18 protein-coding genes are annotated in these 25,075 nt (G+C 67.8%); 13 read left to right on the forward strand and 5 right to left on the reverse strand.

What is annotated here, in order from left to right; genetic code table 11:
* Positions 1–95 precede the first annotated feature (95 nt).
* The 4 genes from AzCIB_RS00085 (at position 96) to AzCIB_RS00100 (ending at position 6,525) form a co-directional block, all read left to right on the forward strand.
* Positions 96–1,283: an acyl-CoA dehydrogenase gene (locus AzCIB_RS00085; protein WP_050414017.1), complete on the forward strand. Its 1,188-nt coding sequence runs from the start codon at positions 96–98 to the stop codon at positions 1,281–1,283.
* A gap of 297 nt (positions 1,284–1,580) precedes the next feature.
* Complete coding sequence (locus AzCIB_RS00090; protein ID WP_050414018.1) at positions 1,581–2,741, forward strand: sensor histidine kinase; 1,161 nt, start codon at positions 1,581–1,583, stop codon at positions 2,739–2,741.
* The gene (locus AzCIB_RS00095; RefSeq protein WP_050414019.1) at positions 2,738–3,169 is read left to right on the forward strand and encodes a response regulator; all 432 of its coding nucleotides are present in this window, start codon (positions 2,738–2,740) and stop codon (positions 3,167–3,169) included. The genes AzCIB_RS00090 and AzCIB_RS00095 overlap by 4 nt, the downstream gene beginning before the upstream one ends.
* Positions 3,142–6,525, forward strand: a complete 3,384-nt coding sequence (locus tag AzCIB_RS00100; protein ID WP_083446822.1) for an EAL domain-containing protein — start codon at positions 3,142–3,144, stop codon at positions 6,523–6,525. Before AzCIB_RS00095 ends, AzCIB_RS00100 begins: the two co-directional genes overlap by 28 nt.
* A gap of 1 nt (position 6,526) precedes the next feature.
* Here AzCIB_RS00100 and AzCIB_RS00105 read toward each other — a convergent pair whose 3' ends face one another.
* Both AzCIB_RS00105 and AzCIB_RS00110 read right to left on the reverse strand, forming a co-directional pair.
* Entirely contained in the window at positions 6,527–7,495 is a 969-nt protein-coding gene (locus AzCIB_RS00105; protein ID WP_050414021.1) for a recombination-associated protein RdgC, read from the reverse strand.
* A 45-nt stretch (positions 7,496–7,540) separates the two neighbouring features.
* Positions 7,541–8,011 carry an SRPBCC family protein gene (locus tag AzCIB_RS00110; protein WP_050414022.1) on the reverse strand — a complete coding sequence of 157 codons (471 nt, stop codon included), beginning with the start codon at positions 8,009–8,011 and terminating at the stop codon, positions 7,541–7,543.
* Positions 8,012–8,099: 88 nt separating this feature from the next.
* Between AzCIB_RS00110 and AzCIB_RS00115 the strand changes: the two genes are divergently transcribed.
* From AzCIB_RS00115 to AzCIB_RS00135, 5 genes are all read left to right on the forward strand, one after another.
* On the forward strand, positions 8,100–8,816 hold the full coding sequence (locus tag AzCIB_RS00115) for a 16S rRNA pseudouridine(516) synthase (protein WP_198149589.1): 717 nt from the start codon (positions 8,100–8,102) through the stop codon (positions 8,814–8,816).
* 952 nt (positions 8,817–9,768) lie between these two features.
* Positions 9,769–10,932, forward strand: coding sequence for an elongation factor P maturation arginine rhamnosyltransferase EarP (gene earP / locus AzCIB_RS00120; RefSeq protein WP_050414023.1), 1,164 nt, complete (start codon positions 9,769–9,771; stop codon positions 10,930–10,932).
* 58 nt (positions 10,933–10,990) lie between these two features.
* The gene (gene efp / locus AzCIB_RS00125; RefSeq protein WP_050414024.1) at positions 10,991–11,548 is read left to right on the forward strand and encodes an elongation factor P; all 558 of its coding nucleotides are present in this window, start codon (positions 10,991–10,993) and stop codon (positions 11,546–11,548) included.
* A gap of 132 nt (positions 11,549–11,680) precedes the next feature.
* Positions 11,681–12,091 carry a hypothetical protein gene (locus AzCIB_RS00130; protein ID WP_050414025.1) on the forward strand — a complete coding sequence of 137 codons (411 nt, stop codon included), beginning with the start codon at positions 11,681–11,683 and terminating at the stop codon, positions 12,089–12,091.
* Positions 12,092–12,094: 3 nt separating this feature from the next.
* Positions 12,095–17,848: an excinuclease ABC subunit UvrA gene (locus AzCIB_RS00135; protein ID WP_050414026.1), complete on the forward strand. Its 5,754-nt coding sequence runs from the start codon at positions 12,095–12,097 to the stop codon at positions 17,846–17,848.
* 9 nt (positions 17,849–17,857) lie between these two features.
* On the opposite strand, the gene AzCIB_RS00140 is transcribed toward AzCIB_RS00135, so the two are convergent.
* On the reverse strand, positions 17,858–19,510 hold the full coding sequence (locus AzCIB_RS00140; RefSeq protein WP_050414027.1) for a PQQ-binding-like beta-propeller repeat protein: 1,653 nt from the start codon (positions 19,508–19,510) through the stop codon (positions 17,858–17,860).
* Between the two features lie 283 nt (positions 19,511–19,793).
* On the opposite strand from AzCIB_RS00140, the gene AzCIB_RS00145 reads away from it, so the two are divergent.
* On the forward strand, positions 19,794–20,486 hold the full coding sequence (locus AzCIB_RS00145; protein WP_050414028.1) for a cytochrome b/b6 domain-containing protein: 693 nt from the start codon (positions 19,794–19,796) through the stop codon (positions 20,484–20,486).
* Positions 20,487–20,751: 265 nt separating this feature from the next.
* Positions 20,752–21,141: a thioredoxin domain-containing protein gene (locus AzCIB_RS00150; protein ID WP_050414029.1), complete on the forward strand. Its 390-nt coding sequence runs from the start codon at positions 20,752–20,754 to the stop codon at positions 21,139–21,141.
* Here the strand turns inward: AzCIB_RS00150 and AzCIB_RS00155 are convergent.
* Positions 21,131–22,051, reverse strand: coding sequence for a LysR family transcriptional regulator (locus AzCIB_RS00155; protein WP_050414030.1), 921 nt, complete (start codon positions 22,049–22,051; stop codon positions 21,131–21,133). The two genes, AzCIB_RS00150 and AzCIB_RS00155, sit on opposite strands and share 11 nt — an antisense overlap.
* Before the next feature lie 110 nt (positions 22,052–22,161).
* On the opposite strand from AzCIB_RS00155, the gene AzCIB_RS00160 reads away from it, so the two are divergent.
* The gene (locus tag AzCIB_RS00160) at positions 22,162–22,959 is read left to right on the forward strand and encodes a thioesterase family protein (RefSeq protein WP_050418128.1); all 798 of its coding nucleotides are present in this window, start codon (positions 22,162–22,164) and stop codon (positions 22,957–22,959) included.
* Between the two features lie 67 nt (positions 22,960–23,026).
* Positions 23,027–24,247: an MFS transporter gene (locus AzCIB_RS00165; RefSeq protein WP_050414031.1), complete on the forward strand. Its 1,221-nt coding sequence runs from the start codon at positions 23,027–23,029 to the stop codon at positions 24,245–24,247.
* Positions 24,248–24,409: 162 nt separating this feature from the next.
* Here AzCIB_RS00165 and AzCIB_RS00170 read toward each other — a convergent pair whose 3' ends face one another.
* The gene (locus tag AzCIB_RS00170) at positions 24,410–24,883 is read right to left on the reverse strand and encodes a c-type cytochrome (protein WP_050414032.1); all 474 of its coding nucleotides are present in this window, start codon (positions 24,881–24,883) and stop codon (positions 24,410–24,412) included.
* Between the last annotated feature and the right edge of the window lie 192 nt (positions 24,884–25,075).

Here is a 25,075-nt window from a genome sequence, read left to right on the forward strand (position 1 = left end):
TTTGTCGCGACGCCCGGCGCTGACTACAGTTCAGTCACTGAGCAGAGCCGGGTGGTCCCGGCCCACGACCAAACGCCGCATTGAGGAGATTCAACATGGCAACGAACCGCGTGACTTTCGACTGGGCCGACCCCCTGTATCTCGACAGCCAACTCACCGACACCGAACGCATGGTGCGCGACAGCGCCCGCGCCTACTCCCAGGAGCGCCTGCTGCCGCGCGTGCAGGAAGCCTTCCGCCACGAGAAGACCGACCGCGCGATCTTCAACGAAATGGGCGAACTGGGCCTGCTCGGCGCAACGATCCCGGAGCAGTACGGCGGTTCCGGCATGAACTACGTGTGCTACGGCCTGATCGCCCGTGAAGTCGAGCGCGTCGATTCCGGCTACCGCTCGATGATGAGCGTGCAGAGCTCGCTCGTGATGGTGCCGATCAACGAATTCGGCTCCGAGGAAACCAAGCAGAAATACCTGCCCAAGCTCGCCACCGGCGAATGGGTGGGTTGCTTCGGCCTGACCGAGCCCAACCACGGCTCCGACCCCGGCAGCATGGTCACCCGCGCCAGGAAGGTCGACGGCGGCTACAGCCTGTCGGGCGCCAAGATGTGGATCACCAACAGCCCGATCGCCGACGTCTTCGTCGTGTGGGCGAAGGACGACGCCGGCGACATCCGCGGCTTCGTGCTGGAAAAGGGCTGGAAGGGCCTGTCCGCCCCGGCGATCCACGGCAAGGTCGGCCTGCGCGCCTCGATCACCGGCGAGATCGTCATGGACGAGGTGTTCTGCCCCGAAGAAAACGCCTTCCCGACCGTGCGCGGCCTCAAAGGCCCCTTCACCTGCCTGAACTCGGCCCGCTACGGCATCGCCTGGGGCGCGCTCGGCGCCGCGGAAGCCTGCTACGAGACCGCACGCCAGTACACGATGGACCGCAAGCAGTTCGGCCGCCCGCTCGCCGCGAACCAGCTGATCCAGAAGAAGCTCGCCGACATGCTGACCGAGATCACGCTGGGCCTGCAGGGCTGCCTGCGCCTGGGCCGCCTCAAGGACGAGGGCAACGCGCCGGTCGAACTGACCTCGATCATGAAGCGCAACTCCTGCGGCAAGTCGCTCGACATCGCCCGCGTCGCCCGCGACATGCTCGGCGGCAACGGCATCTCGGACGAGTTCTGCATCGCGCGCCACCTCGTGAACCTCGAAGTGGTGAACACCTACGAGGGCACGCACGACATCCACGCGCTGATCCTCGGCCGCGCCATCACCGGCCTCGCCGCGTTCTCGAACTGAGTTCCGCGAACTCGCCGCCCCGGCACCGACCTCATACGGGTCGGGCGCCCGGGCAAGGGCGACGACCCCGGCCACCGGGGTTCCTTCTTCCTCCGGGACGCGACCGGGCAGCACCCGCCGGTCGCGGCTCATCCATCCGGCAACACATAGCTCCATCATTACCCGATTCCGGCACACCGGCGTCATTGGTGCGCAACACGCCACAGCATCGGCCGGGCAGGACGGTAGAATTCTCCGACAAGCAGCCCGGGCGCCCCGCACTGGCGGTCCCGCGACGCGCCAGGCCGGAGGAGCACGATGGAAAAACCGACGGATGCGACCGCAGCGTGCAACGCGACGGACGCCGCCCGCATCACCGCGCTGATCAACCGCTCGCCGGTGGTGGCGATCGAATGGCGTAACCAGCCCGGTTGGCCGGTCGGCTTCGTCAGCGACGGCATCGCTCAATGGGGCTACAGCCGCGATGACTTCATCTCCGGCAACGTCCACTATGCCGACCTGATCCACGCCGACGACCGCCCGCGCATCGAGCGCGACGTCGCCGAACACCTCGCCAACGGTCCGGACGACTACCGCCAGGAATACCGCATCCGCACCGCCTCCGGCACGTGGATCTGGCTGGACGACCGCACCTGGCTCACGCGCGACGTACAGGGCGCGGTGACCGAGATCCACGGCGTGCTGCTCGACATCACCGCGACCAAGGCCGCCGAGGCCGAGGTGCGCCGCCTCAACGCCACGCTGGAAGACCGCGTCGCCGAACGCACCGCGCAGCTGCAGGCCGCCAACCAGGAACTGCGGTCGTTCTCCTACACCGTCTCGCACGACCTCAAGGCGCCGCTGCGCGGCATCGAGGGCTACAGCCAGCTGCTGCTCGACCAGTACCGCGACCGCCTCGACGAGGACGGCCGCCACTTCCTCATGAGCATCCGCCGCGGCGCGCTGACCATGCACGAGCTGATCGAGGACTTGCTCGCCTACTCGCGTATCGAGCGTCAGACCCTGGACATCCGCGCCGTCGATCTGCCCGCCGTCGTGCAGGGCGTGCTCGACGGCTTCGCACACGAGATCCAGACCCGCGGAATCGAGGTCGTCACCAATGAGCTGCCGCCGCAGATCCGCACCGACCCGAGCGGGCTCACGCTGGTGCTGCGCAACCTCATCAGCAACGCCCTCAAATTCACCCGCGCCACGCCCGCAGCGCGCATCACGATCGATGCGTACCGGCGTGACCGTCACATCGTCCTGACGGTGGCGGACAACGGCGTGGGCTTCGACATGAAGTATCATGATCGCATCTTCGAGATATTCCAGCGTCTGCATCGCGCCGAAGACTATCCCGGCACCGGCATAGGGCTCGCGCTGGTACGCAAGGCACTGCAGCGCATGGGTGGAACGGTCTGGGCGGTCAGCGAACCGGGCCAGGGCGCGACCTTCCACGTGGAGCTTCGGCAATGACAGGCGAGCACGGCGGACGCAGCATCCTGCTGGTCGAGGACAATCCGGTCGACCTGGACCTCGCGCTGCGTGCCTTCGCGCGCCAGGGCCCGGACTGCAGGATCGAGGTCGCCCGCGACGGCGAGGAGGCGCTCGCCTTCATCCGCCGCTGGGAACAGGGACACCCGCCGCCTGCCCTGGTGCTGCTGGACATCAAGCTGCCGCGCGTAAACGGGCTGGAGGTGCTGCGCCAGCTCAAGTCGCATCCGCGTTTCGGCTGCATTCCGGTCGTGATGCTCACGACCTCGGGCGAGGATGCCGACGTCGGCCAGGCCTACGAACTCGGCGCCAATTCCTACATCATCAAGCCGGTCAACTTCGCGCGCTTCATCGAGGTGACCGAACAGATCGAGCAATACTGGTGTCTGCTGAACGCACTTCCGAACTAGGCGGATTGCGCGTCCTCTACGTGGAGGACAACACCGCCGACGCCGACCTCGCGCAGCGCGTGCTCGCGGGCGTCGCCCCCGACATCGTGCTGGACGTCGTGCCCGCGCAGGCGGCGGCGCTGGCACGGCTGGAAGGCCCCCTGCCGTACGACCTGCTCTTGTCGGACCTGAAACTGCCCGGCGGGTCGGGCCTCGAGCTGCTCGCCGAGGTGCGCCAGCGCCAGCTGCCGCTCGCCGTCGTGATGCTCACCGGCTCGGGCGACCAGGTCGCCGCGCTGGCAGCGCTGAAGGCCGGTGCCGACGGCTACGTGGTCAAGCGCGGCGACTACCTCGCGCAGCTGCCTGCGACGCTGCACGCCGCCTTCGCGCGCTTCCTCGCCGCCCCGGTGCGCCGGCTGCCGCCGCTGCACGTCCTGTACGGCGAACACGACAACCGCCGCGCAACGCTGACGCGCCAGCACCTCGCCCGCCATGTGCCGCACATCCGCCTCGACATCGTAGCCAACGCCGCCGCGGTGCTCGCCGCCGTTCCGCCGGACCCGGCGCAGGCGCCCGACTTCGACGTCCTGCTGCTCGACACCGGCATCGGCGGCATGGACGGCCTCGAACTCGTGCGCGTGCTGCGCGAGCAGCGCGGCCTCGCGCGCCCCATCGTCCTGCTGACCGGCAGCGGCGCCGAGGAGATCGCGGCACAGGCGCTGAACGCCGGTGTAAACGACTGCATCGCGCGTTACGAGGGCTATCTCAACGCCCTGCCGGCGACGCTCGAAAAAGTGCGCGAGCAGGCCGAACTGCTGCGCGAACGCGCCGAACTGCGGGCGACCAGCACACACCTCGCCTACCTCATGTCCGCGAGTCCGGTCGTGCTGTACACGCTGCGCATGCACGACGGCAGCCTCGTCACGAACTGGGTCAGCGCGAACGTCGAACACATCATCGGCGGTTCCGTGGACGAGGTACTCGCCCCCGGATGGTGGCTCGCGCACCTGCACCCGGCCGACCGCAAGGCGGTGCTCGACGCGCAGGCCGGCCTGCTGCGCGACGGCCACCTCGACCACGAATACCGCTTCGTCGCCGACGACGGCCACGTGATCTGGATCCGCGACCAGATGCGCGTGATGCGCGCGGACGGCGACGCCCCCCTCGAAGTGGTCGGCACCTGGACCGACATCACCGCGCCGAAGCGGGCCGAACAGCTCAAGGCCGCGCGCGGTTCGGTGCTCAACCGCCTGGTCGCAGGCGACCCGCTGCCGGTGATCCTCGAGGACGTCGTGCAACGCCTCGAACAGCTCGTTCCGCAGATGCGTGCGTCCATCCTGCTGCTCGACCCGGCGACCGGCCGCCTCACGCACGGCGCCGCGCCCCGGCTGCCCGACTACTACCGCGACGCCGTCGAGCAGCTGCAGCCGCAGGAGGGCATGGGCTCCTGCGGCACGGCGGCCGTGCGCGGCGAGCCGGTGATCGCCGCAGACGTGACGACGGACGACAACTGGGTGGAGTTCCGCGACATCGCCGCGCGCGTCGGCTTCCGTGCCTGCTGGTCCTTCCCAGTCCGCGACGCCGGCGGCACGGTGCTCGGCACCTTCGCCGTGTACTTCGACACACCGCGCGAGGAGGACAAGGCCCTTGTCGCGATCATCGACGAATTCACGGCGATTACCGCTCTGGCAGTGCAGAAAGTGCGCTCAAACGACGCACTGCGCCAAGCCGCGGCGGTGATCGAGAGCACCCGTGACGGCGTCATGATCACCGACCTCGACCGCCGCATCGTCAGCGTGAATCGCGCGTGGTGCGAGATGACGGGGTTCTCGCGCGACGAGGCGATCGGCCACGCGCCGCATTTGATGAAATCCGGCCTGCAGAACGACGCCTTCTACCGCCGCATGTGGACACAGATCACGCGCACCGGCGACTGGCAGGGGGAAATCTGGAACCGGCGCAAGAACGGCGAACTGTACCCGCAGTGGCTCAGCATCAGCACCGTGCATGACGACGAGCGCCGGCCGACGCACTACGTCGGGGTCATGACCGATATCAGCAAAATCAAGCAATCCGAAGCCCAGCTCGAGCACCTCGCGCACTACGACCCCCTCACCGACCTGCCCAACCGCCTGCTCGTGCAGTCGCGCCTGGAGCACGGCATCGAGCGCGCCGCGCGTCAGGGCAGCCACATCGGCGTGCTGTTCATCGACCTCGACCGCTTCAAGACGATCAACGACAGCCTCGGCCACCGCGCCGGCGACGAAGCGCTGATCGCGATCGCACGCCGCCTGCGCGACTGCCTGAAGCGGGACGACACACTCGCGCGTTGGGGCGGCGACGAGTTCCTCGTCATCCTGGAAGACCTCGCCAAGCCGGACGAGGCCGCCCACGCCGCGCAGACCCTGATCGACCGGCTACGCGAGCCGCTGGAGCTCGCGGACGACCAGCCGGTGTATGTCGGTGCCAGCATCGGCGTGAGCATGTATCCGCAGGACGCACGTACCGCGGCACCGCTGATCCAGCATGCCGACACCGCCCTGAACCAGGCCAAGGCGCAGGGGCGCAACACCTACCGCTTCTTCACCGACGCGATGAGCGTGGAGGCGCAACGCCACCTGAGCCTGGAACGACGACTGCGCCACGCCCTCGAGCACGAGCGCTTCGTGCTGCACTACCAGCCGCAGGTCGACATCGCCAGCGGCCGCATCGTCGGCTGCGAGGCGCTGCTGCGCTGGAACGATCCCGAGGAAGGCCTCGTCCCGCCGGGACGCTTCATCCCCTTCGCCGAGGAAAGCGGCCTGATCGTGCCGATCGGCGACTGGGCGCTACACTCCGCCTGCCAGCAGGCGCGCCGCTGGGCCGACGCCGGTCTGCCGCCGCTGCGGGTGTCGGTGAACCTGTCGGCGCGCCAGCTGTGGCAGGCCGAGCTGCCGGACCGCATCGCCGCGATCCTGAAGAGCACCGGCCTGCCGCCGCAGGCGCTGGAACTCGAGCTCACCGAGAGCATGATCATGGGCCACGAGGCCCAGGCCGTCGAACGCCTCGGCCAGCTGCGCAGCATGGGCCTGCGGCTTGCGATCGACGACTTCGGCACCGGCTATTCCTCGCTGTCCTACCTGAAGAACCTGCCGATCGAGGTGCTCAAGATCGACCAGAGCTTCGTGCGCAACATCCCGCAGGACCGCAACGACATGGAGATCGCCGGCGGCATCATCGCGCTGGCACGCAAGCTCAACCTCGCCGTGACCGCCGAGGGCGTCGAGACCGCAGCCCAGCTCGCGTTCCTCGCCGAGCAGGGCTGCGACAGCTACCAGGGCTACCTGTTCAGCCGCCCGCTGCCGGCCGAGGAATTCGAGAAGCTGCTGACGCGCTGAGTCAGAACGGCGCGTCGCTCGCGGCCTCGGTGGCGAACGCGACACCCCCCGTGGCCGCCGGCGCCTCGCCGCCCTTGAGTTCGCCGCCCAGCGCCGCGACGACGGCCGGCAGCAGGCGCTGCAGCTCGCCGGTCATCAGCGCGAAGCCCGCGTCGAACAGCGCGCGCGCGTCCTCCGCGCCCTGCTGGTCGAGGTTTTCCTTCACGACGTCGAGGAAATCCAGGCGCTTGATCTCGAATTTCTCGGTCAGCACGAAGCTCACGTGCTCGTCGAAGGTCAGCGCGAGACGGGTCGGCAGCTTGCCGGCGGTCAGGTGGCCGCGCACCTCGTCGCCTTCGAGCGGATGACGCACGTAGCGCACCGCGGCCTTGTCCTCGGTGACCGAACGCAGTTCGCAGTCCTGGTCGATCGTGAAGCCGGCGGGCGCCTCGCCGCCCGCGAGCCAGTCGGCCATCGCGCTGGTCGGCGACAGCTCCGTGCGCACCAGCGCGAGCGGCAGGGTGTCGAGAGTCTGGCGCAATACCTCCAGGACGTCCTCTGCACGGGCCTGGCTGGGCGCATCGATACCCAGCCACCCCCCGACAGGGTCGATCCAGGCGAAGGCCTTCCTGCGCCGTGTAAACGCGCGCGGCAGCAATTCCTGCAAAACCTGCTCGCGCAGATCCTTCATCTGCTTGCGCCCGGGCTTGTAGCCCTGCTGCTCGGCCAGCGCCTCGGCGCGTTCCTCGGCCTCCTGCTTGACCACCGACGAGGGCAGCAGCTTGTGCTCCACCCCCAGCGCGATCAGCCACTGGCCGCCGACGCGGTGCACGAGGAATTCGTCACCGGTGGGCGAGAGCCAGCCGCGGGTTTCCTGGTCCTGGCTGCCGCAGGGCACGAAGCGCTTGCGTGCGAGCTGTTCCTCCAGGGCTTCGGCCGTCATCGTCCAGCCGGCGGGAACGCGATAGATCTGCAGGTTCTTGAACCACATGGGAAATTCGTCCGTGTTGCGGGTTGTTCGGGAAATGCGGGCGCGCTACTGGATGCGGCCCGACTCGGCGATCATCCGGATCACACGCAGGGTGTCGACGTCGGACTGGTGGTAGGCCGACTTGATGTATTCGACATAAGGGACATCGTCGACGGCGCCCTGTTCGGTCAGGGTCGTACGGTAGCGGAAGCGCAGCACCATCGTCTTCGGGGCCGGTTCCTCGATGCCGATCGTGAGGCTGCCGCCGGCATGCGCGTCGGTGCGCTCGGTGTCGAAACGCACCCATTCCATCGGCTGCAGCGTCACGTGGTCGCGGATCACCGCACTGCCGAACCTGAGCTCGCGCACCAGCTCGGTGTCGCTGCGCGACAGGATCGTGCACGCGTCCAGGCCGGGCAGGAAGGGGCGCGAATCCTCGGCGCGGCACAGCAGGCCGAACCACAGCTCCTCGCGCGTGAGCGGTGCGACGAGCGGATTGTCCGGGTCATTCACGACCAGCAGATGTTCAAAATTCACCAGCAGGCTCCAAGTGCGGGGTCGATGCTCGGGTCGACCATGGTACCGGGGCGATAGTGTCCCACATGTTTCGGTTAGCATCCGACCCATGCAAATCGAACGACTACTCCATTCCCAGGGGTTCGGCAGCCGCAAGGAATGCCGCGCCCTGATCCGTGCCGGCCTGGTCGCTGTCGCAGGCCGGATCCTCGATAACCCCGCCGAAGAGTTCGCGCCCGAGGGGCTCGAATTCAGCGTAGACGACGAAACCTGGGTCTATCGCGAACAGGCCTACCTGATGCTGCACAAGCCCGCCGGCTATGAGTGCTCGCGTCATCCCCAGTTCCACCCCTCGGTGTTCGCGCTGCTGCCCGACATGCTGGCGAACCGCGACGTGCAGTGCGTCGGGCGGCTGGACCAGGACACCACCGGCCTGCTGCTGCTCTCCGACGACGGTCAGTTCATCCACCGCTGGAGCTCGGGCAAGAAGCGCACGCCCAAGGTCTATGAGGTCACGATCAAGCATCCGGTCGACGATGCGCTGGTCGCGGCCCTGCTCGCGGGGGTCGAGCTCGTCGACGAACCGGCGCCGATCGCCGCGGCGGCCTGTCTGCAAACGGGGGAGCGGAGTCTAAGGCTCACGATCACCGAAGGCAAGTACCATCAGGTCAAGCGCATGCTCGCCGCAGCGGGCAACCGCGTCGAAGCCCTGCATCGCAGCGTCGTCGGCGGACTGGTCCTGCCCGGGGATCTCGCACCGGGCGAATGGTGTTGGCTCGACGAAGCCGACCTCACCCAACTCGCCACGTATTCCGAAGAAGCCTGAACACCGGCCCGCAACGGGCCATTCTGCACGGGCTGCGTCCGCAGCGTCGTTTCCGGACCGTGCTTCTTTCCCTCACTGCAGTCCACGCTCCCCTTGTTCGAGGGGAGCGTCCCTTTCCGGGGGCACCCCGGCCGTCTCCCGCAGCCTCATGTTTTGTTCTTCTGTATTTATTTAAATTTAAAAGATAAAGAAGAAGATATAGGACAAATTTCTGTGGATAAGCGCTGATCACCCAATGCCTGTGCTGCTTTCAGCGTTGTAGAACCCCGTAGACAAGTGCCCGGTTCACCTGTGCACCGAATGTGACCCGTTTCGAGGGTCCGGGATTTTTCGGTCCTTGCCCACAAAGTGTCCCAGTGCTCCTCCCGGACTTATCCACTGCGGAGTCGGTTTCGGAGACGGAACGGCCACGGTCGTCCTGCCGGCTGAATGCGGTCAAGGCCGAGCTTCTACCGTGGGACCATCCCGGTGCAGTTGTCGCAAGATCGCGCACGCGTCTCGTTTGCGTAGGGTGATGCAACGCTCGAACGCAACGCGCGGCTAAATCCGCTTTCACTGCCAAGTCCGCTGCGAGGTACGCCGAGTCGTAGGGCGGGAGTAGCCGAAGGCGCATCCCGCCATTCCTCGTCTATCGTGCCTCGCACGTCAGCTTGGCGGGATACGCTGCGCTGCTCCCGCCCTACGAACGTTCGTGCGATTGCCTTGACGCCGTTGTTTAGGGTTTTGCTTTTAGTATTTAGTTTTAATTAAAAGATAAAGATATATATAGTGTCGCGTTTTCTGTGGATAAGTCCCGCTTCGCCTGTGCCTGCGGGCACTCCGGGACGGTAAAAGTCCGTAGATAAGCCCCGGGTTCACCTGTGTGTCGATTGTGTCCAGTTTTCCGGTCCATTCCGATCCAGCCCTTTTCCCACAAAGCATTCACGCCCTTTTCCCGTACTTGTCCACTGCCATGAGCCCTTCCGACGCCTCGTCCGTCTTCGACTGGGACATCTTCTGCCGGGTTGTGGATAACTTCGGGGATATCGGCGTCTGTTGGCGGCTTGCCAAGGCATTGGCGCATGACCAGGGGTGCTCGGTCAGGCTGTGGGTGGACGACTGGACGACCTTCGCTCGCCTGTGTCCGGCCGCGGGGGAAACGGGCGATTCGCTGCGCGCGGAGGGCGTCGAAGTGCGTCGCTGGTGCGAACACTTTCCCGACGTGCTGCCGGCGCGTGCGGTTGTCGAGGCCTTCGCCTGCGAGCCGCCCGCGTCCTACGTCGAGGCGATGGCGGCCGTTACGCCGCCGCCGCAGTGGATCAACCTCGAATACCTGTCGGCCGAGGACTGGGTCGAGGCCTGCCATGGGCTGACGTCGCCGCATCCGCGCCTGCCGCTGACCAAGCGTTTCTGCTTTCCCGGCTTCACGCCGCGCACCGGCGGCCTGTTGCGCGAAAAGGGCCTGATCGCGACGCGCGAGCGTTTTCAGGCCGATGCGGCAGCGCGGCGCGACTGGCTCGCCGGCCTCGGCATCCCGGCGGTGCCGGAGGGCGCGCGCCTCGTGTCGCTGTTCGCCTACGAGCAGCGGCAGCTGCCGGAACTGCTGCGCCTGTGGGCCGACGCGCCGCGCCCGACCCTGCTGCTGGTGCCGGAAGGCCGCGTGCTGGGCGACGTGCTGCACTTCTTCGGGCGTGCCAACGCGCAGGCGGGCGAGATCCTGGCTGAGGGCGGATTGACGGCCGCGATCCTGCCCTTCCTCGACGTCGCCGACTACGACCGCCTGCTATGGGCGTGCGAGCTCAACTTCGTGCGTGGCGAGGATTCCTTCGTGCGCGCGCAGTGGGCCGCGCAGCCCTTCGTGTGGCACATCTACGAGCAGGACGAGGCGGTGCATCACGACAAGCTCGACGCCTTTCTCACCCGCTACCTTGTCGACCTCGACGCGCGGGCCGCGGAGGCGACGCGCGCGTTCTGGAAGGCGTGGAACGGCGAGGGGAGCCTTGCCGCCGCGTGGCCCGCGTTCGCCGATGCGCTGCCACGGCTTGCGCCGCACACGCGCTGCTGGTCGGACCGACTCGCGGGCCAGCAGGATCTCGCGTCGGCGCTGGTGCAATTTTCAGAACTAACGGTAAAATAATGGGTTTATTACAATGTGCGGCCAAAATGTCCGCGCCCGATCTACATCAGGAAACAGCATGAAAACCGCACAGGAACTCCGCTCCGGCAACGTCATCATGGTTGGCACCGACCCGCTGGTCGTGCAGAAAGCCGAATACAACAAGTCCGGCCGCAACTCCGCGGTCGTGAAGATGAAGCTCAAGAACCTGCTCACGGGCGCCCCGTCGGAGTCGGTGTACAAGGCCGACGACAAGTTCGAAGTCGTCCAGCTCGACAAGAAGGAAGTGACCTTCTCGTACTTCGCCGATCCGATGTACGTGTTCATGGATACCGACTACGAGCAGTACGAAGTCGAAGCCGAGAACATGACCGACGCGCTGAAGTATCTGGAAGACGGCCTCACCTGCGAAGTCGTGTTCTACAACGGCAAGGCGATCTCGGTCGATCTGCCGAACTCGGTGGTACGTGAAGTGATCTACACCGAACCCGCCGTCAAGGGCGACACTTCGGGCAAGGTCATGAAGCCCGCCAAGCTCTCGACCGGCTTCGAGCTGCCGGTGCCGGCCTTCGTCGAAATCGGTGACAAGATCGAAATCGACACCCGCACCGACGAGTACAAGAACCGCGTCAAGTAATCCGCGCGGTCCGCGTCGCGACCGGAAGGGCCCGCCGAGTGCGGGCCCTTCGTCTTTTCCGGACCGCATTTGCCTTGAATTTTCGGCGCCGGGCGATATCTTGAGAGCACCCTGTCAGCAAGGAGCAAAAGAATGAAAAGGACCCTGTTAGTCGTGCTGATTGCGAGCCTGTCGGCCGGAATGGCGGCGTGCAATCGTGAGACCCCGTCGGAAAAAGCCAGTACTGCTGGCAGCCAGGCAGTCGAGGCCGCGAAGGAATCGGCGCAAAAGGCCGGCGAAGCCGTGCAGAAAGCCGGTGAGGCAGCAAGCGCCGCCGCGCAGGCGGTGACCGAATCCGCGAAGGAGGGCGTCGAGAAAGGCAAGGAAGTCGCCGGGGAAGTCAGTCAGAGCGCGAAGGAGACGGCGGTCGAGGTCAAGGAGGCGACGACCGAGGCCGCGCAGAAGGCCGCAGATGCCGCACGCGCGACCGCCGAGAAGCTCAAGGGGGCCGGCAAGGATGCGGTCGACGCCACAAAGGACGCGACGCGTAAGGAAGAAAAATAAGCGATGTCCGACCGCATCCGCATCTTCGGCGCGCGCCAGAACAACCTCAAGAATCTCTCGCTCGACATCGCGCTGAACGAGCTGACGGTCGTCACCGGAGTCTCGGGCTCCGGCAAATCCTCGCTGGTCTTCGACACGCTGTACGCCGAAGGCCAGCGCCGCTACGTCGAGACCTTCTCGCCGTACGCGCGGCAGTTCCTCGACCGCATGGACAAGCCGCAGGTCGACCGCATCGAAGGCGTGCCGCCGGCGATCGCGATCGACCAGACCAACCCGGTGCGCACCTCGCGCTCGACGGTCGGCACGATGACCGAGCTGACCGACCACTTCAAGCTACTCTATGCGCGCGGGTCGAAACTCTATTGCCGCGGCTGCGGCAAGGCCGTGCGGCGCGACGATCCGGACAGCGTGCATGCGGCCCTGGCCGAACGCTGCGCGGTCGAGGATCCGCGCCTGGTGCTGACCTTCGCAGTGCCGGTGCCGAAGAACTTCAGCGAAGACGAAGTCACGCAACTGCTGAACCAGCAGGGCTACACGCGCATCCATGCGCGCGAGTCGACGGATGGGGGCGACCTGCTGCACGTCGTGCAGGACCGCTTCCGCTTCGCGAACGCCGAACGTAGTCGCGTCATCGAAGCCGTCGAGACCGCGATGGCGCGCGGCCACGGCAAGCTCGCGGTGCGCGCGCAGGGGGAGGGCGGCGAGCGCGTGTGGCGCTTTTCGCGCGACCTGCACTGCGCCGACTGCGACATCCACTATTCGGATCCGACGCCGGGCCTGTTCTCGTTCAACTCGCCGATCGGCGCCTGCGACACCTGCCGCGGCTTCGGCCGCGTGATCGGCGTCGACTTCTCGCTGGTGATTCCGGACGAATCGAAGACGCTCGCCGAAGGCGCCGTGAAACCCTGGCAGACCGCGAGCTATCGCGAATGCCAGGACGACCTCGCGAAGATGGCCAAGAAATACGGCGTCGCGATGGACGTTCCCTTCCGCGAGCTGCCGCCCGAGCACCGGCAATGGGTGCTCGAAGGCGACCCCGAGTGGAAGAGTTGGGAATCGTCGTGGCCGCGCAAGTGGTACGGCGTGCGCCATTTCTTCGACTGGCTGGAGAGCAAAGCCTACAAGATGCACATCCGCGTGCTGCTGTCGCGATACCGCAGCTACACGGAATGCCCCGCGTGCAAGGGCGCCAGGCTGAAGCCTGAAGCCCTGCTGTGGCGCCTGGGTCAAGAAACAAGGACCGAGACAGCGCCAGCCGACGAGAACACCCCGCAAGGAGCCGCCGACGCGGGGGCTTTCGGGGCGAGGCGTCCGCCACGCGTCCAACGAGTCCCGGAAGCCCCCGCGTCGGCGGCGAATCGCAGCCCCGAAATCACCGCCAATAACAACCGCCCCGGCCTCGCCATCCACGAACTGATGGCCCAACCGGTGAGCCGCGTACGCGACTTCATCGCCCGCGTCGAACTCCCGTCCGGCCTCGATGAAGCCACCGAACTGCTGCTCGGCGAGATCCGCAGCCGCCTCGACTACCTCGCCAACGTCGGCCTCGCCTACCTCACGCTCGACCGCCAGTCGCGCACGCTCTCCGGCGGCGAAGTCCAGCGCATCAACCTCACCACCGCGCTAGGCACCTCGCTCGTGAACACCCTGTTCGTCCTCGACGAACCCTCTATCGGCCTCCATCCGCGCGACATCGACCGCATCCTCGCGGTGATGACGCGGCTGCGCGACGCCGGCAATACGCTGGTCGTCGTCGAACATGACCCGCAGCTGATGTCCGCCGCCGACCGCCTGCTCGACATCGGCCCTGGCCCCGGCGAACGCGGCGGGGAGATCGTCGCCTATGCCACGCCGGCCGAAATCGCCGCCGACCCCGCGTCGCTGACCGGCGCCTACCTCGCCGGGCGCAAGCGCGTCGACGCTGGCCGTCGCCTGCGCCCGGTCGCCGCCGAGGATCCCGTGTTGCGTCTCGTCGGCGCGTGTCAGCACAACCTGCGCGACGTCGATATCGCGATTCCGCTCGGTAAGCTCGTGTGCGTCTCCGGCGTGTCGGGTTCAGGCAAGTCCAGCCTGATCCAGGACGTCCTCTATCCCGCGCTCGCCAAACACTTCGGCCAGGCGAGCGAAGCACCCGGCGCGTTCTCGCGCCTCGAAGGGCTCGACCAGCTGGCGGGTGTCGTGATGGTCGACCAGTCCGCGATCGGCAAGAGCGCGCGCTCGAATCCGGTGAGCTACGTCGGTGCGTGGGACGCGATCCGCACCCTGTTCGCCGCGCTGCCCGAAGCCAAGACCCGCGGTTACACGCCCGGCACCTTCAGCTTCAACTCCGGCACCGGACGCTGCCCGACCTGCACCGGCTCGGGTTTCGAACACGTCGAGATGCAGTTCCTGTCCGACGTGTATTTGCGCTGCCCGGACTGCGACGGCAAGCGCTACCGGCCCGAAGTGCTGGAGCTGCAGTGGCGCGACAAATCGGTATCGGACGTGCTCGAGATGACGGTATCGGAGGCGCTGGCCTTCTTCGCCGACCAGCCTGCCGTGCAGGCCGCGCTCGCGCCGCTCGCCGACGTCGGCCTCGAATACCTGAAGCTCGGCCAGCCGGTGCCGACTTTGTCCGGCGGCGAAGCGCAGCGCCTGAAGCTCGCCGGCCACCTCGCCGAAGCGGCCAAACTCGCCGGGAAGAAGTCCAAATCCAAGGCCAATCCCGGTCGCCTGCTGTTCCTGTTCGACGAACCGACGACCGGCCTGCATTTCGAGGACGTCGCGACGCTGCTGCGCGCCTTCGAGAAGCTGCTCGACGCCGGCCACGCGCTCGTCGTCATCGAGCACAACCTCGACGTGCTGCTCGCCGCCGACTGGATCCTCGACCTCGGCCCCGAAGGCGGCGAGGCGGGTGGCGATCTGGTCGTCGCCGGCACGCCGCAAACCGTGATGGCCTGCGCCGCGTCGCACACGGGAAAAGCGCTTGCCGCCTACGCGGAGTCGCTCGGCAAGCCGGTGACGGCGGTCGCCGAACCCGTCGCGCGCTACCGCCCGGTCGCCGCACCGGTGATCGAGATCCGCCACGCGCGCGAACACAACCTGAAGAACGTCAGCCTGACGATCCCGCGCGACCGCTTCACGGTGATCACCGGCCTGTCCGGCTCGGGCAAATCGACCCTAGCCTTCGACATCGTCTTCGGTGAAGGCCAGCGCCGCTACCTCGAATCGCTGAACGCCTACGCGCGCCAGTTCGTGCAGCCGGCCGCGCGCCCCGACGTCGATGCGCTGTTCGGCATCCCGCCGACCGTCGCGATCGAGCAGCGCGTGAGCCGTGGCGGCCGCAAGAGCACGGTCGGTACGCTGACCGAGATCCAGCCCTTCCTGCGCCTGCTGTACGTCAAGCTCGGCACGCAGTACTGCCCGAAGTGCGACGTGCCGGTGTCGCCGCAGAGCTTCGACGCGATCGCGGCGCAGATCCTGCGCGACTATCGCGGCGCGTCGGTGGAACTGCTCGCGCCGCTGGTCACGAACCGCAAGGGCCTGTACACCGCGCTGGCGAAATGGGCCAAAGGCAAGGGCTATGCGCAGCTGCGCGTCGACGGCGACTACCTGCCGACCGCGAAATGGCCGCGGCTGGACCGCTATGTCGAGCATACGATCGAGCTGCCGGTCGGCATGGCGGTGGTCGGGCCCGAGCATGAGGCGGCGTTGCGCACGCAGTTGACCGAAGCGTTGGAGCACGGCAAGGGCGTCGTCAAGGTGCTCGAGCTCGGCAAGGTCGGCGCGACGCCGCACACCTTCTCGACGCTGCGCGCCTGTCCGTGCTGCGGCGACAGCTTCCCGGAACCCGATCCGCGCCTGTTCTCGTACAACGCCAAGCACGGCTGGTGTCCGAGCTGCTATGGCACGGGTCAGCGCACGATCGGCCGCGTCGAGGATGCGAACGAACTCGATCTCGCCGACACCGAACAGGTCACCGACGAAGTCTGCCCGTCCTGCGACGGTGCGCGCCTGAATCCGGTCGCGCGCGCGGTGCGATTCAGGGACCTGGGCATCCACGAGTTGTCCGCGCAACCGGTCGCGAAAGTGTCGGGGTTCTTCGACAGCCTGAAGCTGGAAGGCCGCGAGACCGACATCGGGCGCGACCTCGTCAGCGAGATCCGCGGCCGCCTCGACTTCCTGCAGCAGGTCGGCCTCGCCTACCTCGCGCTCGACCGCGGCGCGCCGACGCTCTCCGGCGGGGAGGCGCAGCGCATCCGCCTCGCCGCCCAGCTCGGCTCCAACCTGCGCGGCGTGTGCTACATCCTTGACGAGCCGACCATCGGCCTGCACCCGCGCGACAACCGCATGCTGCTCGATACGCTCGAAGCCCTGCGCGACCGCGGCAACACGCTGCTCGTCGTCGAGCACGACGAGGACACCATCCGCCGCGCCGACCACGTCATCGATCTCGGCCCAGGCGCCGGCGTGCGCGGCGGCGAGGTCGTCGCCGAAGGCACGCTGGCCGACCTGATGGCCGCGCCTGCCTCCGCGACCGGCGCGTGCTTCCGCGCGCCGCTGCAGCACCCGATGCGCCCGCCGCTGGCGATTGGCGACGACCACCCCTTCCTCGCCGTGCGCGACGCGACGCTGCACAACCTGCAGGCGGTGGATGCGCGCGTGCCGCTCGGCCGGCTCACGGTCGTCACTGGCGTGTCCGGCTCGGGTAAATCGACGCTCGCGCGCGACGTGATCCATGCCAGCCTGCACGCGCTGCTCGGCGACCCGGATGCGCAGCGCGCCCGCCGTCGTGGCGAAGCGCAGACCAGCGCCGCCGAGGTCGTTGGCTGCGAGCGCATCGAAGGCTGGCAGGCCGTCGGCCGCGTGCTCGAGGTCGACCAGACCCCGATCGGCAAGACGCCGCGTTCCTGCCCCGCGACCTACGTCGGCTTCTGGGATGCGATCCGCAAGCTCTTCGCGGAGACTTTCGAGGCCAAGACGCGCGGCTGGAACGCGTCGCGCTTCTCCTTCAACACCGGCGCCGGCCGCTGCCCGGTGTGCGAGGGCCAGGGCCAGACCACCGTCGAGATGAGCTTCCTGCCCGACGTGAAGCTGCCCTGCGACGCCTGTGGCGGCGCGCGTTTCAACCCCGAGACGCTCTCCGTGCGGTGGCGCGACAAGAGCGTCGCCGAAGTGCTCGCGATGCCGGTCGACGAGGCCGTCGACTTCTTCGCCGCGCATCCGGCGATCGCGCATCCGCTGGCGCTGCTGCAGGACGTCGGACTGGGGTATCTCACGCTCGGCCAGCCCAGCCCGACGTTGTCGGGCGGCGAGGCGCAGCGCATCAAGCTCGTTACCGAACTCGCGAAGGTGCGCGGGCGGGCCGGCGAGTCGGCCGCGACGGGCGGCCGCCCGCTGCCCGCCGAAAAGCACACCCTGTACGTGCTCGACGAACCGACCGTGGGACTCCACATGGCCGACGTCGACAAGCTGATCCGCGTGCTGCACCGTCTCGCCGACGCCGGCCACACCGTGCTCGCGATCGAGCACGACCTCGACGTCATGGCGGAGGCCGACTGGCTGATCGACCTCGGCCCGGAAGGCGGCGACGGCGGCGGACGCATCGTCGCGCAGGGGCCGGTCGCCGAGGTGTGCGCTACGCCTGGCTCGCACACCGCGCGCATCCTCGCGGAGTTTCTGGCCGCGCGGGCGCGTCCTTCAGGCGACGAAGGGTGCGGCGCTGCTGCCGCGCCCGTGCCGGTCCGTGGTGCGAAGGCGAAGAAGCGTCCTGGTTGAGCGGCGCGTTCAGCGCGCCCTTGCCGTCGCGGTATTCGAATACGGGGAATTCCCGGCGCTGTTGGACGCACGGAGCCGGTAGGAATAGGTCGATCTCGATTTCACCGTCGCGTCGCTCCACCGAATTGCCGTCGGCGCGAGTTGGGAGACGGCCGCGAAGTTCGAGCAGCCGCTTCCCAGGCAGCGTTCGACCGTGATCGAGGTCGCGTTGGTCGCCGTGTTGGTCCAGCCGAGATCGATACGGCGGCGCACGCTCGAACTCGCCGCGAGGTTCGTCGGGGCGGTCGGAGCGAGCAGCAGGGGCGGTGGAGGTGGCGGCGGAGGCTCGGTCGCGTCATTCGGCGGCACCGACCAGCAGGTGATCAACGCGTCGTAGCCGCCGACGGCACAGACGTCGCCGTTCGGCAGGGCCGTCGCCCATGTGGTCGCCATCGCCGAAAAGGCTTCCCACAGTCGCGCGCCGCCCGAGCTGTAGCCGGTGGTGACGCCGGGGATGTAGCCGCCCGGGAGGTTGGGCCCGCCCGGGCCGCTCACGACGGTCGTACCGTCGGGCAGGACCAGCACCACGCGCGGGATTTCATCGGTATTCAATCCGCCGTCGCGGACCGCCTCCCAGCGCACGGCGCCCGTGGTTTCCAGGGCCACCGTGTACCAGTCGAGGAATCCGCGGTTCGCCTGCCCTGCGACAGCCAGGCTGCCGTCCGGCGCGAGGCTCATGCGCAAACCGGCTGCGCTCGAAGCGTCCGCGGGTTTCCTGTCGGTCCGCCACAGGCGCTGCCCGGTCGCCCGGTCGTAGGCCACGACGCTGAGGTAGTCGGTCAGCGCGGGCGTCCCGCCACCCGTCGCGCCCAGCCCGGTCACGTACACGCGCGTCGCATCGACGACGACGTCCAGCGCGCCCAAGCCTTCCGCCGCCGTTGCCTGCCACTTGCGCACCCCGGTTGCGGCGTCATGCACAGCGGTATTCCACACCGCGCCACCCGAGACGCTGCCGGTCACGACGACGTCGCTGCCGTCCGGACTCAGTGCCAGCGAGGCGGCGATCACGAACCCACCGGCACTCGCATCCACTTGCGACCACAGCAGCTCGCCGGTGGGACTGTACTTCCGCACGAATCGACCGGTGCCGCGTCCCGACGCTGCGAGATAGGCGTTCCCGTCGTGATCGACGATCAGCCGCCCGACCGTCGGGAAGAAGCCGACCGACGGCTCCTTCCGCCACAGCAGCGCGCCGTTGGCGTCGAATCGGGCCAGCGTGATCTGGATCGGATTGCCGCTGCTATTCACACTGCGTCCGACTGCCAGGAAGTCGCCGTTCGGCGCCGCGACCACCCAGTCGCCCGCGAAGGTGCCCGAAGCCGGGCTGATCGTGCTGCGCCAGCGCAGGATGCCGTTTTCGGTATAGGTCGTGACCGCGAGATCCCGGCCGCCGCTCGGGCCGGACAGCACGGCGACATTGCCCCAGGCGTCGGTCGCGACGCGGGCGGCCTGCCCTGAGCTGTCGGTGCCGGCGGACAGGCCGCCTGCGGTCCACTGCACTACGGGCTCGGTCGGGGCCGCGGTGGCAGGCCCGCTCAGTCCGAGGATCAGCATCAGGCCGGCGATCGCGGCGCCTGCCCGGCGCTGCATCCGGCATGCTTTCAGGTAGAGGTTCTGTCGCATGGTCCGATCCTTCATCTGCTGCCGGCATTGCGCAAAGACGACAAACCCCGCCGGTGGAGCAAGCTCGCCGCGGGAGCGTACATAAGACTTATAGGAAATGCCCGTGGCGTAGGCTGGCCTACTTGATGGCAATTTGAGCAGGGTCAACAAAAAAGGAGGTCCGCTCGTACACCGCGCGCATCCGTGAGGAATTTCTTGCGTCCCGCGTTGTTAACGGGGAAGGTGACGCCGCGGTCGCACCCGTGCCCGCCGCGAAGGGCAAAGCAAAGAAAGGAAGCAAGGTATGAAGCACCCCATCCTGCTGTGGGATCTCCCCACCCGCCTCGCGCACTGGCTGCTCGTGGCGCTGGTCGCGAGCGCGATCGTCAGCGTGAAGATCGGCGGCAATGCGATGGAATGGCATGGTCGCATCGGGTTGGCGATCTTCGGCGTCGTCGTGTTCCGCATCGTGTGGGGCGTGGTCGGCTCGACCTATGCTCGCTTTACGCAATTCCTGCCGACGATGGCTGCGATCCGCGCCTACCTGCGCGGGCACTGGCGCGGCGTCGGGCACAACCCACTGGGGGCGCTTTCGACGGTCGCACTGCTGTCGCTGATGGCCGGGCAGGCGCTCGCCGGCGCCTTTGCCAACGACGACATCGCCTTCTACGGCCCGCTCTACCACGCGGTGTCGAGCGAACTGTCGGGCTGGATCAGCGGCCTGCACCGTCAGGCCGAATGGATCGTGTACGGCCTGGTCGGCCTGCATGTGGCTGCGGTGATGTGGCACACGCACGTGAAGAAGGACAACCTGATCCGGCCGATGATCACCGGCGTCAAGGCGGTGGACGACCCGGCGATTCCGGCCGCGCGTGGCGGCGGCCCGGTCGCGCTGGTCGTCGCGCTGGCGATCGCCGGACTTGCGGTGTGGGCGGTGTCGGGCGGTTTGTTGCCGCCGCCCGCTCCCGTGCCGGCCGTGACGACGCCTGCCTGGTAAATGCGTTACGGCCGTACGCGGTCCGCGGCGGTGATGCCGCGAGCGCGAGGCGCGGTGAAGCCGCGATTGATGCCTGTCAATGAGTGCCGGCGCGCCGCAGTCCATCCTTTTCGAACGGGTGCGAGCAGCGGGAGGCCGATGAGGTGAGCGACATGACTGGACGGGCAGCAGCGACGATTCTTGCGGGGTTCGGTTTCGGCATGCGTGCCTGGGCGCGCCGGCGCAGGCCGCCGACCTCGCCGCCCTGTCCGCCGCGCCGGTTGCGGTGCAGCTTGCCGCGGGCAGCCCGGCGGTCGTGGTGCTGTGGACGCCCGGCTGCATGGCCTGCCGCAAATCCCTCGGCGAGATCGACCGTTTCGTCGCGATGGCCGCGAAGGACGGCGTCGCGGTCCGCACCATCGTTCCGGCCGGCGTGTACGACGACGCGCGCGAGATGCTGGTGCGGCGCGGCCTCACGCTGTCCGTCGTCGCGGACGAGAACCGCCTCGATGCGACGACGCAGCGCATCCTGCTCGACAACCCCCTTGCCTACGCCGTCGACCGCGACGGCAAGATCGCCGCGACGCGCGGCGGCCTGCTGGGCGTATTCGTGCTCGAAGGGCTCGCCCACGCGGCGAAGGGTGGCGAGCCGGCCGAGCCCGCCGTCAGTCGCTGAGCCTTCCCCACGGCGGCAAGGGTTTCAGCAGCGCATCCAGCTCGTCCAGCAGCACCTTCACCTTGGGCAGGCGCGCCCGGCTGGGCATGTAGCACGCGTACAGGTGGCGGCCGAAGTCGATGCGCGGCGTGTACTCCGTCAGCACGCGCACCAGCCGCCCGTCGGCCAGTTCATCGCAACATAGGTAGGTCGGCAGGATCGCCAGTCCGTGCCCGGCCAGCGTCGCATCGAGGATGCTCGCCGGCTCGTTGAACTGGATGCGCCCGCGCACCGGGATGGCGATCTCCGTGCCCGCGCGGTCGAGCAGATGCCAGATGCGGTTGTCCGACAGCAGGAAGCTGAAGCACTGGTGATCGACGAGCTCGCGCGGCTGCCGCGGCGTGCCGTGCCGGGCGAGGTAGGCGGGCGCCGCGCAGATCACCGTTTCCATCGTGAAGATGCGCTTGGCGACCACATCCTCGGGCGGCGTGCGGCAGAAGCGCAGCGCGAGGTCGATGCGGTCCTCGGCGAGGTCGACCAAGGTGTTCGTGAGGATCAGCTCGCACTCGAGCTCGGGGTAGCGGGCGGTCAGCCGCGGCAACAGGGGCGCCAGCCAGATGCGGCCGAACACCACGCTCGCGCTGATGCGCAGCAGCCCGCTCGGCACGTCGCCGAGGTTGCGTACCGCCACTTCGGTCAGCTCCACCGACTCGAGCGCGCGCAGCGCATGCTGGTAGAACACTTCGCCCGACGGCGTCAGGAAGAGCTTGCGCGTCGAGCGGTCGAACAGGCGCACGCCGAAGCGCCGCTCGAGCTCGCCGATCTGCTTGCTGACCTGCGCGCGCGTGCAGTCGAGGCGCCGCGCGGCGGCGGCCATGCTGCCGCTCTCGACGACTTTCACGAAGGTGTCCCAGCTCGCCAGCCAGCTCATGTGTCAATCTCATTTGTCAACGTAGCGTTGACGTAGCAGCAATGATTATCGGCTTTTTGTTTCGGCAAGAGCCGGTTAAATTTCGGATCACATACGCTAGGGTATTGAACATGCACACGAGCATCACGCTTCCGGAAGCCTTCTTCCTGCCGCTGGGCGACAACACCTACCAGCCCACCGAGGCCACGATCGGCCCGTGGTCGGTCGATAGCCAGCACGGCGGCCCGCCGATCGCGCTGCTCGCGCAGGCGCTGCGGCGCTTTCCGTCCGAATTCGGGCTGGACATCGCGCGCATCACCTTCGAGATCCTCGGCCCGGTGCCGGTCGAACCGTGCGAACTGCGCGTGCGCGTGCTGCGTCCGGGCCGGCGCATCGAGCTGATCCAGGGCGAGATGCTCGTGCGCGGCAAGCCCGTCCTGCTCGCCCACGCCTGGCGCGTCGAGCGTAAGCCCGAGAGCGCCGCCGCCGTCGCAGACCCCTTCGCGGTGCCGCCGCTGCCCGAGGCGCAGGCGCAGGTGTTCTTCCACGGCGTCGACTATTTCCCCTACGCCGATGCGCTCGAATGGCGCTTCGCCGACGGCAGCTTCATCGAGCCCGGTCCGGCGACGGTGTGGGCGCGCCCGCGCATCCCGCTCGTCGCCGGCCAGCCGACCGACGGCATCGAGGCGCTGCTGCTGATCCTCGACTCGGCCAACGGCATCAGCGCCGAGCTCGACATCCGCCACTGGACCTTCGTGCCGGTCGATCTCACGATCAACATGCACCGCCACCCGACGGGCGAATGGTTCGGCATGTCCGCGCGCACCATCATCGACACGGGCGGCATCGGTACCGTGACGACCGCCGTGTTCGACCTCGACGGCGCGCTCGGCCGCAGCCTGCACACGCTGTTCGTGCGCAAGAAGTAGCCGGGACCCGCACCCCCTGTCCCCTCTGCCTCCTCCTCGACCGTAACGACAAAGAAAGAAGACCCCCATGCTGCGATCCCTCAACAGCCGCGCCGCGCTGATCGTCACCCTCTCGGCCGCCGGCATCCTCATGGTGACGATGGGCGCGCGCCAGTCGCTGGGCCTGTTCGTGTCGCCCCTGAACGCCTCGACCGGGCTGGGCATCGCGACGATCAGCTTCGCGCTCGCCGTCGGCCAGTTCATGTGGGGCGCGATCCAGCCCGTCGCCGGCGCCTTCGCCGACCGCTACGGCGCGGCGAAGGTGCTCGTCGCGGGCCTCCTCGTGCTCGCGTTCGGCAGCGCGCTCACCCCCTTCATGGGTTCGGGCTTCGGGCTGGTCGTGTCGCTGGGGCTGCTCTCGGCGATGGGCTCGGGCGCGGGCAGCTTCTCGGTGCTGATCGGCGCGGCGGCGCAGCGCCTGCCGCTCGAGGCGCGCGGCACCGCCTCCGGCGTTATCAACGCCGGCGGCTCCTTCGGCCAGTTCGTGTTCGCGCCGGTGCTGCAGAAGCTGATCCAGAGCATCGGCTGGATGGGCGCGATGTGGTCGCTCGCGCTGATGACGCTCGCCGCGCTGCCGCTCGTGCGCGTGCTCGTCGATCCCAAGCACGCCACGCACCACCACGGCGCGCACGAGGACGCCGGGCTGTGGCGCACCGTGCGCCAGGCGATGGGCGACCGCAGCTACCTGCTGCTGCACGCCGGCTTCTTCACCTGCGGCTTCCACATCGCCTTCCTCGTCACCCACCTGCCCGGCGAAGTCGACCTGTGCGGCCTGCCGCCGACGGTCGCGAGCTGGTCGCTGGCGATCATCGGCCTGTCGAACATCGTCGGCAGCCTGTACGCCGGCGCCTCGGTGTCGCGCTACCGCAGCAAGCACATCCTTGCGGCGATGTACGCCTCGCGCGCGCTGCTCGTCGCGATCTACCTGATGGCGCCCAAGACCGCGCTGACCTTCTACCTCTTCGCCGCCGGCCTCGGCTTCACCTGGCTCGCGACCGTACCGCCGACCGCGGCCATCGTCGGCAAGCTGTTCGGCATCCGCTACCTCGGCACGCTGTTCGGCCTCACGCTGCTGTCGCACCAGATCGGCGGCTTCCTCGGCGCGTGGCTGGGCGGCATCGCGATCACGCGTTTCGGCGACTTCTCGTGGATGTGGTACGCCGACATGGCGCTCGCCGCGATGGCCGCCGTCGTGAACCTGCCGATCCGCGAGGCGCCGGTGCTGCGTCCGGCGGCACAGCCGGCCTGAACCGTGAGTGCTGCACAGTCGCTCCCTCCCCTTCAAGGGGGAGGGCTGGGGTGGGGATGGGTTATGCAGCCGCGACAGAAACCCATCCCCCTCCTAAACCTCCCCCCTTGAAGGGGGAGGAACAAAGCGGCCGACCGGCCTCCACATACATCCGCCGAGGATTTACTCCTCGATGCGGAACTTGTCGTGACAGGCCTTGCAGGCCTTGCCCATTTCGCCGAACTGGGTCTTGATCGCCGCCTGGTCGCCGGTCATCGCGACCTTCTGCAGCGTGTTGGCCTGCTCGACGAAGTTCTTCGCGATCTTGCCGACTTCCTCCTGCTCCTTGAAGAGTTCCGGTTTCACGCGCGTGTCCTTCCAGCCCTTGCCCTTGTCAGTGCCGGGCAGGTACAGCGCGCCCATGCCCGAATTCGCCACCGCGGCGATGGCGTTGGCGGCCGCAGCGACCTGCTCCTTGTTGAACGGCGTCGTGCCGTCGACGGCCTGCGCCTTGATCTTGCCCATGTTCCACGCCATGAAGGTGTAGCCGGACTGGCGGAACTTGATCGCGTCCTCGGGCTTCATCTGCGCGGACGCGAGGCCGGCGAGGGACAGGGCGATGAGGCCGGCGGCTGCATGGGTGAGGACTTTCTTCATTGTTTGTTCTCTCTTCAGGTGGTTGGAAAAAACCGCGTAATGCCCGGCCGGGCGCATGCACGCCGGCTCGCACGATGATCCTGCGGGAATATGAACAGCAGTCTATCGGGATTTATTCCACGGCCAAGGCGCGTGTGACCCAGGTCACACAGGCCGGATGCGCAAGCAAGCCGGCCACGGCCGGCGGACTGA

This window comes from Azoarcus sp. CIB, from assembly GCF_001190925.1.
Lineage (GTDB): Bacteria > Pseudomonadota > Gammaproteobacteria > Burkholderiales > Rhodocyclaceae > Aromatoleum.

Coding starts and splice junctions, on each gene's coding strand:
- AzCIB_RS00085 (WP_050414017.1), top strand. CDS start 96: ATGGCAACGAACCGCGTGACTTTCGACTGGGCCGACCCCCTGTATCTC.
- AzCIB_RS00090 (WP_050414018.1), top strand. CDS start 1,581: ATGGAAAAACCGACGGATGCGACCGCAGCGTGCAACGCGACGGACGCC.
- AzCIB_RS00095 (WP_050414019.1), top strand. CDS start 2,738: ATGACAGGCGAGCACGGCGGACGCAGCATCCTGCTGGTCGAGGACAAT.
- AzCIB_RS00105 (WP_050414021.1), bottom strand. CDS start 7,495: ATGTGGTTCAAGAACCTGCAGATCTATCGCGTTCCCGCCGGCTGGACG.
- AzCIB_RS00115 (WP_198149589.1), top strand. CDS start 8,100: ATGCAAATCGAACGACTACTCCATTCCCAGGGGTTCGGCAGCCGCAAG.
- earP (WP_050414023.1), top strand. CDS start 9,769: ATGAGCCCTTCCGACGCCTCGTCCGTCTTCGACTGGGACATCTTCTGC.
- efp (WP_050414024.1), top strand. CDS start 10,991: ATGAAAACCGCACAGGAACTCCGCTCCGGCAACGTCATCATGGTTGGC.
- AzCIB_RS00130 (WP_050414025.1), top strand. CDS start 11,681: ATGAAAAGGACCCTGTTAGTCGTGCTGATTGCGAGCCTGTCGGCCGGA.
- AzCIB_RS00135 (WP_050414026.1), top strand. CDS start 12,095: ATGTCCGACCGCATCCGCATCTTCGGCGCGCGCCAGAACAACCTCAAG.
- AzCIB_RS00140 (WP_050414027.1), bottom strand. CDS start 19,510: ATGCGACAGAACCTCTACCTGAAAGCATGCCGGATGCAGCGCCGGGCA.
- AzCIB_RS00145 (WP_050414028.1), top strand. CDS start 19,794: ATGAAGCACCCCATCCTGCTGTGGGATCTCCCCACCCGCCTCGCGCAC.
- AzCIB_RS00155 (WP_050414030.1), bottom strand. CDS start 22,051: ATGAGCTGGCTGGCGAGCTGGGACACCTTCGTGAAAGTCGTCGAGAGC.
- AzCIB_RS00160 (WP_050418128.1), top strand. CDS start 22,162: ATGCACACGAGCATCACGCTTCCGGAAGCCTTCTTCCTGCCGCTGGGC.
- AzCIB_RS00165 (WP_050414031.1), top strand. CDS start 23,027: ATGCTGCGATCCCTCAACAGCCGCGCCGCGCTGATCGTCACCCTCTCG.
- AzCIB_RS00170 (WP_050414032.1), bottom strand. CDS start 24,883: ATGAAGAAAGTCCTCACCCATGCAGCCGCCGGCCTCATCGCCCTGTCC.